Source organism: Streptomyces prunicolor NBRC 13075 (assembly GCF_000367365.1).
GTDB classification, from domain to species: Bacteria; Actinomycetota; Actinomycetes; order Streptomycetales; family Streptomycetaceae; genus Streptomyces; species Streptomyces prunicolor.
Genome location: NZ_BARF01000112.1, coordinates 1 through 11,802 on the forward strand (window position 1 = coordinate 1; position 11,802 = coordinate 11,802).

7 protein-coding genes are annotated in these 11,802 nt (G+C 71.0%); 1 reads left to right on the forward strand and 6 read right to left on the reverse strand.

What is annotated here, in order from left to right:
• The 6 genes from SPR02S_RS57880 to SPR02S_RS46160 all read right to left on the reverse strand — a co-directional run.
• Positions 1-1,217: AfsR/SARP family transcriptional regulator (locus SPR02S_RS57880; RefSeq protein ID WP_245607743.1), on the reverse strand; the 1,217-nt coding region annotated here is incomplete at its 3' end.
• A gap of 492 nt (positions 1,218-1,709) precedes the next feature.
• On the reverse strand, positions 1,710-2,603 hold the full coding sequence (locus tag SPR02S_RS46140) for a glycosyltransferase family 2 protein (protein ID WP_020684280.1): 894 nt from the start codon (positions 2,601-2,603) through the stop codon (positions 1,710-1,712).
• A gap of 127 nt (positions 2,604-2,730) precedes the next feature.
• The gene (locus SPR02S_RS46145) at positions 2,731-3,177 is read right to left on the reverse strand and encodes a hypothetical protein (protein WP_019063842.1); all 447 of its coding nucleotides are present in this window, start codon (positions 3,175-3,177) and stop codon (positions 2,731-2,733) included.
• Positions 3,178-3,195: 18 nt separating this feature from the next.
• Complete coding sequence (locus SPR02S_RS46150; protein WP_019063843.1) at positions 3,196-4,059, reverse strand: BAR domain-containing protein; 864 nt, start codon at positions 4,057-4,059, stop codon at positions 3,196-3,198.
• Positions 4,056-9,248 (reverse strand): caspase family protein, encoded by a 5,193-nt coding sequence (locus tag SPR02S_RS46155; protein ID WP_019063844.1) that lies wholly within the window; start codon positions 9,246-9,248, stop codon positions 4,056-4,058. The genes SPR02S_RS46150 and SPR02S_RS46155 overlap by 4 nt, the downstream gene beginning before the upstream one ends.
• A 413-nt stretch (positions 9,249-9,661) precedes the next feature.
• The gene (locus SPR02S_RS46160) at positions 9,662-10,120 is read right to left on the reverse strand and encodes a DUF5707 domain-containing protein (RefSeq protein WP_026151491.1); all 459 of its coding nucleotides are present in this window, start codon (positions 10,118-10,120) and stop codon (positions 9,662-9,664) included.
• Positions 10,121-10,333: 213 nt separating this feature from the next.
• On the opposite strand from SPR02S_RS46160, the gene SPR02S_RS46165 reads away from it, so the two are divergent.
• Positions 10,334-11,802: histidine kinase (locus tag SPR02S_RS46165; protein WP_019063846.1), on the forward strand; the 1,469-nt coding region annotated here is incomplete at its 3' end.

An 11,802-nucleotide genomic window follows, 5' to 3' on the forward strand; every position in this document is an offset into this window, starting at 1 on the left:
GGTGCCGTGGAGTGAGGGACACCGGGTGCGGTGGGGTCGGAGGTACTGGGTGCCGTGAAGTCGGAGACACCATGTGCCGTGGGCGCGTTCGCCGGCTCGTCCGTGTCGGCGACCCCACCGGCCGTGCCGACCCGGCCAGCCCCGCCGACTCCACCGGCCGCGTCAGCCGCGCCGACCTTGCTGACCCGGCCACCCTCGCCGACCTCGCCAGACCGGCCAGCCCCTCCAGCCCCGCCAATCTCGCTGGCCCTGCTGGCACCGCCGGCCCCGCCGACCCGGCCAGCCGTGCCGACCTCGCCGCTCCGGCCAGCCCCGCCGACCGCCTCCCCCTGAGGCAACTCCGTACGTGCCCCCTCCCGAACCCAACGCGCCTCCCCCTGAACCCCCGCTCCCCGCAACACCTCCACATGCGCCCCCCGCACCCCCGCCCCCGGCTCGATGCCGAGTTCCTCGATCAGGCGGTTGCGCAGGTCGCGGTGGACTGCGAGGGCCTCGGCCTGGCGGCCGGTGTGGTGGAGGGCGAGCATCAACTGGCGGTGGTAGGCCTCGCGGAGCGGGTGGTCGGCGACCAGGGCGGCCAACTCCGGTACGAGAGCGCCGAGTCGGGCGCCGCCCAGGGCCAACTCGGCGTCGTAGCGCCATTCGAGGGCGAGGAGGCGGGCCTCGGTGAGGCGTTGGGCGAAGGCGTAGCCACCGAGTTCGGCGGGGAGGCCGCTGAGCGGGGTGCCGCGCCAGAGGGCGAGGGCCGCCGTGCAGGCGTGGGCGGTGCCGGGCCAGTCGCCGGCCGCGTGCGCGGTGCGGGCGGCGGCGACGTGGGCCTCGAAGACATGGACGTCCAGTTCGCCCTCGTCGACGCGGAGCACATAGCCGGGCGGTACGGCCCGCAGCCGTTCGGGATCGTCGAGGAGTCGGCGCAGCCGGGTCACGTGGTTGTGCAGGGAGGCATGCGCGGACGCCGGCGGTGAGCCGCCCCACAGCGCGTCCTTGAGGGCGTCGACGGAGACCACCCGGCCGGGTTCCAGAAGCAGCGCGGCGAGCAGGACCCGCACCTTGGGGCTGCCGATGGGGTGCACGGGATCGTCGCGGCCGAGGGAATTGTCGTCGCCGGGCGAATCATCGCGGCCGGACGAGCCGTCGCGGCCAGGGGAATTGCCGTAGCCAAGGGTCTTGAAGAGGACGGGCGTGCCCAGCAGTCCGAACCGCAGCTCGCACCGCATCACACCGACCCGTCACCTTTCCGCGCGGCCTCCCGCGCTCTCGCGGCCGTGCTCAGCGGCGGAGGTCTCCGCCGTCCTGGCGGATTTCCGCCCTGTTCACGGCGGTTTCCCGCCACCTTGCCCGGGCTGCCGAGGGCCGGAATCCGTTGCCGTACCGGCCGTTCCCCGCGACCGCCCGGCGACTTCAGGCCACGCGGCGCGGGAGCATCGTGCGCACCCTTGGCCACATGTTAGCGATTCGTTGGTGCGACCTGATGTGATCACATCATCGGATCTGGCCCGAGGGTGCGCGCGTACGACGCGCAACTCGGGGGAGTGTCGCCGTCGTGGCCGGGTCCGGGGACGCGAGGGGTCCCGGTCGGCGGAGGTGATCGACCGGGGCCCTCGTCCCTTACCCCCGAGGCACTACGGGCACAGCTGAGGTACTACGGGTCGGTCAGCTACCCCTGATACACCCGATTCACCCGATACGCCTGAGGTACTACGGGGCGGTCAGATGACGGGCGGGCGCCCCAGCCGCGTCAGCCGCCACACCGTCCGCCAGCGCATCGGCCGCCGCTCCCCCGCCGATTCGCGCACGCCCTCCACGAACCCGCCGAACCAGGCCCGCAGCCCGGCGACCGACCGTGTCCGTACGAGGGTGAGCAGCGTCCAGATGCCCAGGTGGACCGGGATCAGCGCGAGCGGGAGCCGGCGGCGGACCAGCCAGACCCGGTTGCGGGCAGTGACCCGGTAGTAGATGGCATGCCGGGCGGGCGAGGTCTTGGGGTGCTGGAGGAGCAGCTCGGGGGCGTAGAGGATGCGCCAGCCGGCATCGGCGGCCCGCCAGGCGAGGTCGGTCTCCTCGTGCGCGAAGAAGAACTCGGCCGGCCAGTCCCCCGTCTCGGCCAGCATCGCCATGCTCAGCGCGTGCCCGCCGCCGAGGAACCCGGTGACGTACCCACCCTCCATCGGGTCCCCCGCGCCGACCCGCGGCACATGGCGCCGCTGGGTCTCCCCGTGCTCGTCGGCGATCCGGAAACCGACGATGCCGAGGCGGTCGTCGGCGGCGTACAGGTCCCGTACGCGGCGCAGCACGTCGGCGTCGACGAGGAGTCCGTCGTCGTCGAGTTCGACTACGACGTCCACGTCACCGAACGCGCGGAGCCGGGCCAGGCCCACGTTGCGGCCGCCGGGGCAGCCGAGGTTCTCGTCGAGGTCGATGGTGGTGACCTCGCCCGGGAGGGAGAGGCGGTCGGCGAACTCGGGGAGCCGGCAGCCGTTTCCGACGATCACGATGCGGGTGGGCGGGAGGTCCTGCTTGGCCACGGACTCAAGCAGCGCGTCGACCTCGGCGGGCCGGTTTCCCATGGTCACCACGGCGACGGCGATCCTCGGTCCGACCACGTCGCTCACTCCATCCGGCACGTCGCTCGCTCCATCCGGCCATCCGGCGATGCCCGCGCCCTGACCGCGCGGCACTCACCGTTCACCAAGATGTTGCCTCACGTCGGCCGATGCCTACGACTCAAGTTCATTTTGCGGGACCTTTGTTGTGGCTTTGCCGGTTTTGCCGCCGCCGAACGAACTTCAGCTCCGACCAGTCCTCCCCCAGCGCGGCGACCTTCACATCGACGACACCGAGCGGGAGGAAGAGGTCGCGCAGGCCGTTCTCGGTGATGTCACTGACGTGACCCGCGGCCTTGCGGGGCCAGGCGATCCAGAACATGGCGGTGTCGGCTAGGCCGAGCACCAACTCCGTTGCTTCCGCGTCCAGTTGGTGGCGTTCCCGGTAGAAGGCGACGGTGACGTCCGCGCCCCGGGGGCCACCGGCGGCGACTTCGCAGTCGTCGGGGAGTCCGGGGATGGTCCAGTGGTCGGGGGCGTGGCGCAGGTGGAGTCGGTGACCGGGCTTGACGCCGATCTTCTTGGCGAGGGGGGTGGCGGAGTAACCTCCGGCCGCCGTAGAGGAGTTGACCATGTCCCGACCTCCGGTTCCTCAGTCGCCGCCCCGCCCGGCGAGGGCGTTGCCGATGGCCTCACCCGTTTCGAGGGCCGTGAGATAAGGGCGTACGTCGTGGGCTTTCGCCCCATTGTGTACGGGGACGTCATCGACCCGCTTGCCGAACGCCGACGCGAGTTCCTTCACCAGCGCCACCACATCACCCTGGTCGGCGATGTTGGTCCACGCCTTCACCGGGGCAGGCCAGCGGGCCAGTCCGTCCCGGGGCGGCGGTACCAGCCGGTCGAACACCGTCCCACGCACGGCCAGGGGCGAGCCGAGCGTCACCAACGCGAGGTCGGACCACTCGGGATGGGCGCACAGTGTCTCGTAGGCGACCACCGAGCCCAGCGAGTGGGCGATGATCACCTCGGTGTCATCCGTCACCGCCTTGACGAGGCGGTCCCGGACGGCCTCGCGGATGTCGGGTTCCGTGAAGTAGCGGCGGACCTGGCGGGCGCTGAGGATCATCATGCGCTCGGCCAGCGCCGCGAAGAACGCGGAGTGACTGAGCGCGTCCAGGGCCCGCTGGACTCGCCGCGAGGTCCGCAGCCTGACCTGTGCGTCGGGCCCGGTCACCTGGGTCTCGACGGCCGCCGCGGCCTCCCACCACTGGACCAACAGGTCTTCTTCCAGGCCCACTTCGACATCGGACGCGTCGAGATCGGGGACGCCCACGGCACGGCGGCCCGCCGGGCGGAACAGGTCGCCGTAGAAGGCCATGGAGACCTCGTCGGCGGGTACGACGGGACGGTCCGCCAGGATCAGGCCGTCGCAGAGCTTGGGGTACCAGTGGTCGAGGAGAGACTGCGGGCCCTCCACTTGCTGGGCGATGCCGTGGACGAGTACGACACGGGTCATCGGGCGGTCATCTCCTCGTTGAGTCGCAGGGCCACCACGCCCATGTCGGTACCCACGCAGACCCGGCCGTCCTCGTCGAGGGCGATGTCGCTGATGCCGCTGCCGATGTCGAGGGCGAAGTTCCAGCGGGGCGAGCGGGTGTCCCAGAGTCGGAGTTGGCCGTAGCTGTCACCGGCGACCAGGGTGGGGTTGCCGTTGACCGGGGCCACTCGGATCGCGGTGACGGCCGCCGGGAAAGGAGCCAACTCCAGCTCGGTGCTTCGGCGTTGGGCGAGGTCCCAGAAGTGGAGACGGCCCTTGCCGGAACCGGAGACGACGAGATCACCCTGGTCGAGGCGGGCTATGTCGAGAGAACGGGCGCCCATCTCGTGGCGGGGGAGCGGGTCGGCCCAAGGAAGGCCGGTGCGAAGGTCCCAGAGGCGGAGGGTGCCGTCCGCTGAGGCGCTGGCGGCGAGTTCGGCTCCGTCGTGGGTCCAGGTCCGGATCGCGTAGACCCTGGAGGTGTGCCCCTTCATGGGCGGGCAGACGGCGTCCTGGGTCTCCAGGTCCCAGGCGTCGAGTTCGTAGTCACCCCCCACCGAGACCACGATGTTCCTGCCGTCCAGGACATGCCCGCAAAGGGCGCCGGAGGGTCGGGGCCGGACCGCTCTGCGCTCCCGGTCCGTCATGGTCCACACCTCGGTCTTCGACCAGCCGCCGCGAAGCAGCAGCGGGCCCTCGCCGTCCAGCCCGGGCATGGCCGTCATGCCATCGTCGACGCCCAGGACGACGGGGATCTGGTCCGCCACCTGGTAACCGTCGGCCAACGAGTGCACCCGGATCAGTCCTTCAACGTCCGCGGTGGCCAGTACCCTCCCGTCGGCGGCGGTCTCGAAGGTGGTGACCGACTGGATGCCCCATTCCCGGCCGCACAACGGCTCGCCCAGCGGATGCATGGACGTGAGGTCCCAGACCCGGACCCGGGAGTGCGGGGTCAGCAGCACGGGAGTGGTGTCGATCCGGCCGAACAGGGGCGACTCGGCAGAGGAACCCCGTACTTCCAGGGGTTCGCCAAGGGCCTCGCCCGTGTCGAGGTCCCAGAGCCGGACGGTGTCGTCCTGAGCCGAGGTCGCCACGACCCCCCTGTCGCCCACCCGGCTCAGGAGGGCGTTGAGGACCATACTGGTGTGTCCGCGGAACGGTCCGGCCGTCATCGATCTGTCGTACAGGTCCAGCAGCTGCACCTCGTTGCCCTCGACTGAGCACAGGACGGCGGGACGGCCCCGGTGGAAGGCCACGCCCACGGCCCTGGCCGACTGGGTGTGGTCCTCCAGGAAGAAATGCGTCTTCTCCTGCGGAGCGGACGCTTTTAGGACGTAGCAGTGGTGCGAGGACGTGGCCAGGACGATCTCCAGGTCCCCGCCCGACTGCCGCAGTGCCAAATGGCGTACGCCACCGACGAGTCCGGCGATCGAGGGTCCGATCTGCTCGCCCGAGCGAACGTCCCACACCCGGACGGTGCCGTCCGTGCTGCCGCTGACCACGACCGGCACGCCGCCCAGTTCAGCGATCGCGACACAGGTCACCTCGTTCGTATGGCCTGCGAGCACCGGCCCGACCGACTCGTCCGACAGCGGGTGCCACAGCCGTACGGTGGTGTCGTCACCGCCCGTAGCGACGGTCACCCGGCCGTCCACCGCGTGAATCGCGACGGCGTCGACCGAACCGGAGTGGCCCTCCATCGGAGGCGCGGCCTGTTCGCGGGTGCGCAGGTCCCAGATACGGGCAGTGCGGTCGTACGACCCCGTGAGCAGCAGGGGCCGGCCCTCGACCTCGGCGAAGGCCATCGCGGCCACGTCACGGTTGTGCCCCTCCTCCGGCTGCTCGGTGGTGAGGTCCCAGAGCCGGGCGGTGCGATCGTTGCTGACGGTCACGGCCAGGGACTCCTCCGCGCGGTCGACGAGTGCGGCCGCCCTGATGGTCCCCACATGCCCACGCAGCGGCTGCCCGATCTGCTGGAGCCGGGCCAGGTCCCACAGGCGTACGTCGTCGGCGCCGCTGGTCAGCGCCACAGGTCGGCTGCGGAACTCCCCGATGTCCACGGAGTAGACCCCACGGGCCGTGTAGGAGTCGTGGGCCAGCACCGGTTCGCCCAACTGCCGTCGGTCGTGCAGGTCCCAGACGCCGAGCATGCCGTACCCGTCACCGACGACCGCGACCGTACGGCCGTTCAGGCGCGTCACACCGAGTGACTCGACCGGCCCCGCCGTGCCCAGCAGCGGATTGCCGTCCTGGCGCACTTCTCCGCTCGTCATCAGCTCGCTCAAGTCCCATACGTACAGCGCCTGATCGTCGCCTCCGGTGACCGCGACAGGACGGCCGTCCAGCTCGCCGAACGCCCCGTCGTTGACCGTACGGCGATGGGCGCTGAGGTCGCGTCCCAACTGCTTCCGGGTGACGAGGTCCCAGATGCGGGCCGTTCCGTCGGCGCTGGTCGTCAGGACGACCGGGCTGTCGTCGAGGATGCCGAGGGTGACGCTCTCGATCCGGTTGGTGTGGCCGATGAGTGGACGGTCGTACTCCTGCCCCGCCGACAGATCCCAGACCCGCACGCTGCCGTCCTCCGCACCGGTCAACGCGACGGTGAAGTCGCCCAGTTCACCGATGGCGATGGCGCTCACCGCGATGCCGACGCGGAGGGGTTCGCCGATCTGACGTTGGGAGACCAGGTCCCAGACGCGGGCGGTGCCGTCGAGACTTCCCGTCACGGCGATGGGACGGCCGTCCAAGACCCCCACGGCCGTACACCCGATCGCCTTGGTGTGACCGCTCAGTAGGCGGTGCACCCCGCTGGTCGACCACCAGGCCCAGCTCGCCGACCAGGGCATCGGGATGCCCAACTGACCGATGCGGTCGGCGAGTTCGTTGGCCTCGCAACGGCGCGCGGACAGTTGCAGGTCGGCGGCTCGCTCACCGACGGGACGGTCGGCGGCAAGGCGGTGCGCGACCTGTTCGTAGGCACCCCGGATGCGCCGGGCCGCCGGGTCCTCGGCGGCGGCGAACGCCCCGAGCAGGGCAAGGGGTTCGGCGGCGAGCAGGAAGCCGGGGTCCTCCATCAGAGAGGAGAGCCGCCCGGCCGCCGCCGCGTGCGTCGCGAGGTGCTGGCCGACGTACGGCGGCGCTCCGAACCAGTCCGGCAGGATGTCCGGACCGGCGGAGACGAGTGATACGAGGGCCTCGACGACCGAGCGCTGGATGTCCACCGCCTGCCGGGGTGCGGTGTCGCGCAGATGCTCGGCGAGCGCCTTGTGGTATAGCCGGTAGACCGACCGCCGGTCGTCGTCGACCACTTCCGCGACGTACGCCCCGGCGACGTCCAGCACCCAGGCGATGTCGGCCTCCGTGCAGGACACACCGGAGATCACCGAGCTCAACTCGGTCCACACCAGCCCGCGGGGCAGTCCCTTGCCCTCGGAGAACGCGAGAGCGAGCAGCATGCGCCGTACCCGCTCCTCGGCCTCGCCGAACCGGGCGAGGTAGTCGTCGAAGGCGCCGCCGATCTCGGTGGGCAGGCTGTCCCGCCAGCCGGGCACTCCGACGTCGATGGGCTCGTCGTCCGAACGCAGGGTGCGGGCAGTGGTCCTGGCGTATAGGTAGACGCCGTCCGCCTTGGCGGCGACGGCGGCGGCGACCGTACCGGCCAACTCGGGCCGGTCGCGGTAGGGCGTGCGGACGTCGGGTTCCTCTGCGGCGAGCAGCACGCGCGTGACGTAGCCGGTCACGTCCGTGACGTCCGCGCGGTACTCGGCCTGGTCGAGGTCCAAGCAGGTGAAGGTGGGCCCGAGGGCGCGGACCAGTTCGTGGCGGGTACCGACCAGGAGGCGTACACCCCGGATCTCCGACATGGGGCGCAGCAGTTCGCGGCTGATCCGGCGGGGCTCGCCGTGTCCGCCGGCGTCGGCCGCGGTGTCCGAGCCGGCCTCGTCGACGGCGTCCACGACGATCACCATCGGAGGGCCCGTACGGCCGCGCCGGGTGAGCTCCTGGAGCAGGGCCGCCGCGCCGTCGGTGGGCGCGCCGAGGGTCTCCCCGATCCGCTCCACCACCTCTTCGAGCCGCTTGTGCCGGGCGTGCACGGCAACGGCCACGCACTCCTCCGGTACGACGGTCGCCGGGTCCACGTCCGAGAGGTTCAGTTTCGCCCGATATCGAGCATCGGAGAGGGCGACGATCCGGCCGAGCACGGCCGACTTCCCGCAGCCGGGGCTGCCGGTGACGATCCGGCCGCGGCCGTCGCTCTCCTCGGCGGTCAGCCACTCGACGAGCCCGGTGAGCACCTTGCCCCGCCCGCTGAAGTACAGGCCCTGCTCGGACTCGAACTCCACGCCGCGCGAACGCGGTCCGAAATGCTCGTCCAGATCACGGCCCGCGACCTGCCGCTGTCTCTCCAAGTCGGTTCCCAGAGGCGGCAGTTCGGATTGGTAGCCGGCGTTGGGCAGGAAGGGGGCGAGACCGCTGACATGGCCGCTGGCCAACTCGGCGCGCTGGCCGCGGCCTTCGGTCTCGAACCGCTCGTTGACCGCCTGCACGAGGACGGTCAGGTCGAGGTACCGCTGCCGCTGCCCGGTGCGCTCCACGGTGGTGGCGATCGCCTCCGCGAACACCGGCACGAACGTGCCGTCCAGGGCGGTGTCCTTGCGGCGGGCGGAGGCCAGGAACCACAGGCCGGTGGAACCCGTGTCGGCGGGGTTGCGGGCGAGCCGGTTCAGAGCGACGGTGGCCGCGTCCGCGCTGCCCGCGCCGCCCGCGCAGGTGTCGAGGATCAGCAGCAGATGCCGTAGGTCCCCCTTGCCGAGGATGCGCACCAGGTCCTCGGTGGCGAGGGCGGTGGCAGCGAGATCCTCGGGGTCGGAGTCCCACGTGAACAGATAGTGCCGGTCGCGGGGTTCGACCGCACCGTGCCCCGCGAAGTAGAGGACGACCGCGTCGTCGCCGGTCGGGGCGGTGTCCGCGAACCAGTGGCGCAGCTTCTGGCGGATCTGCTCGGCACCTTCGTACTCACCGAGCCCGGGCAGCACTGCGGTGTAGCCGAGCCCGGTGAACAGCTCCCGTGCCGCCTTGATGTCGTCCGGTACGAAGGCGAGTTGCTCCCCCTCGGGAAGGTGGCAATACCGGCCACTACCCAGCGCAATAAAGAATCGTCGCTCCACCCAACCGCCCCACCGCTGTGTGTCACCGTCCCGGGAGCAAGACTGTAGCCACCCGGTCGCTCGCCGTACCGGGGAACCAGGAAACCGTGGCTCGGACGCGGCAGCTCCGCGCCTACCGGCTACAGGTTCACCACCGACACCCCACACACCTTGTTCGGCACCGGTGACGGCAAACCAGACATCGTCTCCCGCGACACGAGGGCACACTCGGGCGCAACTCCAATAGCGGGAACGGTTCGTTCGGGCCGCGCACGAAGGTCGCGACGGAGTGGTGGACGTGCAAAGGCCCACTCCGACACCACCGGTACCCGTAGTACTTCTACGACGACCTTCCACGCCTTTCTCCAACAACAGCTCGGCGCCCCGTCTCGGTCGAGACGGGGCGCCGTAACTCAAGTGACCGCGTGCCGGTGTCAGCCCGCGATGTCGAAGGTCGCCGCCTTGGACACGAACGTCGTGTCGCCGTCCTTGGCGGTGGCGAGCGCCGAGACGTACCAGGTGCCCTTGGCCGCCTCGGCCGCCTCCTTCTTGGTGACCTTGAACGTATAGGTGCAGCGGGAGGTGTCGTCCGAGGTGCTCTTGCACGTGGCGGACTCGACGAACCGCAGGTCGGCCTCCGTCGGCTTCAGCTTCGAACTCGCGGGCCAGGCAACGACCTTGAGGCCCTTGATGCCCGAGTTGTCGCTGACGTCCACGGTGTAGGTGAAGGAGCCGGCGCCGCTCGCGGAGGGGGCGGTGTAGTGGGCCGAGCCGTTCTCCAGGGCCGGCTTCTCGGGGGCCGCCGAGGCGGCCGACGCGGCGAGCCCACCGGCGACGACTCCGCCGACCGCGGCGACGCCGACGAGGGAGAAGAGGAGAGTGCGCTTGGTCATGGACATGGGAGGTCCCCCTGTGAGGTGTGGATGGTGTGGGAGGCGGTGGTCGACCGCTTCCCTCGATGTGATCGAGCCTAGGAGCGGGACGCGGTCCGGTCCTCCGGCCCAAGAACGGTTGCCGCGTCGAACCAGAGATAGAGAAGCCCGGCACCGTAGTCCCCCTTCCGCCTGACCCGGGCTCCTCACCTGCACCCATAGCCTTTGAGTGTCATGAAACGAACCGACGACCGGCTGCTCCCGGTCCTGCTGATCTGTGCCCAGGCCCTGGTGTGGCCCGTGGCTCCGCTGCTGCGCGGCACCGTGCCGACCGCGGCCGACCTGCTCGTGGCCGCGCTGGTCGCGGGATCCGTGACGGCCGCGCTCGCCCTGCGCCGGACGCGTCCGGTGATCACGCTCATCGTGGTCGCCGCCGCCTGCGCGGTGGGCGCCGGCCCGCTGCCCCTAGGGGCGATGGCCGTCTTCGGCACCGCGGGCGTCGCGCTCGCCCTGTTCACGGTGGCGACCGAGCGCGACACCTTCACCACGGTCCTGTGCGTGGTCACGCTCGCGCTCTGGCAGTTCCTGCAGAACATCACCCTGCACGGGCTGAGCGACAACAACGGCCTCGACCTGGTCCTGATCGCCCTGCTCTACGCCACCGCGTGCGGCGCGGGCTTCTCCGTACGCCGCACCCGCCGCGCCCGCCAGGCGGCCGAACTCCTCCTGAACCGCGCCGAGACCGAGCGCCACCGCCTCCCGGCGGCCGAACGGCGCCGTATGGAACGGGAGTTGCACGACGTCAGCGCCCACCATCTGACCGCCGTGGTCGTCACCGCCGGCGCCGCGCTCGGCCTGCGCGAACGCCGTCCCGAACTCGCCGCCGAGGCACTGGAGTTCGCGACGGAGACCGGCCGCGAGGTCACCCGGGCACTGAGCGCGGTACGCGCCCCGGCCCCGTCCCGCGAGGAACTCCCGTCCCCCGAGGAGCGGTTGCACTCCCTGATCGCAGGCTTCCGCCGCCTGAACCAGCCCGTCGACTTCGAGATCGACCCCCTCCCCGACGGCGCCGTGGCGGACGCGGCCTACGGCATCGTCCGCGAGGCCCTCACCAACGTGGCCCGCCACGCCCCCGGCGCCCACACAACGGTCACCGTCCGCTACGGCGACACCCGCACCGACGTCGTGATCACCAGCGCGGCACCCCCGTCCGGCACCCCGGCCCACGGCGCGGGCCTGGGCGGCGGCCGAGGCCAGGGCTTCCTCCGCTCCCGGGCCCGCGAAACGGGCGGCACCCTGACCACCGGCCCCACACCGGAGGGCGGTTGGGAGGTACGCGCGATCCTCCCCGGCCGTACGGCGGCCCCGGTGGAACACGCCGTCCCCCGCAGCTACCGCGCAGCCCAGGTGGTAGCCGCGATCGGCCTGTGCTTCCAGCCCCTGCTCCCGGTCCTGATCATCCGCACGGATGCAACATCGACCAGCACACACGTGTCGGCGGGAGTCCTCTTCACCTTGCTGGCAGCAGCCCAGGCGGTAGCCCTGCTGTGGCTGGGCAGAGCACCGAGAACTGTCCAACTAGCCTTGCTGGCTTCGGCGTTGCTGTGGCCAATGGCAATGTCAGTGGGCCACTACACCGGCCCAGTACTGCTCCCACCAACACTGAGCATGCTGGCAACATGCGTGGCGCTGTCGTACCTAAA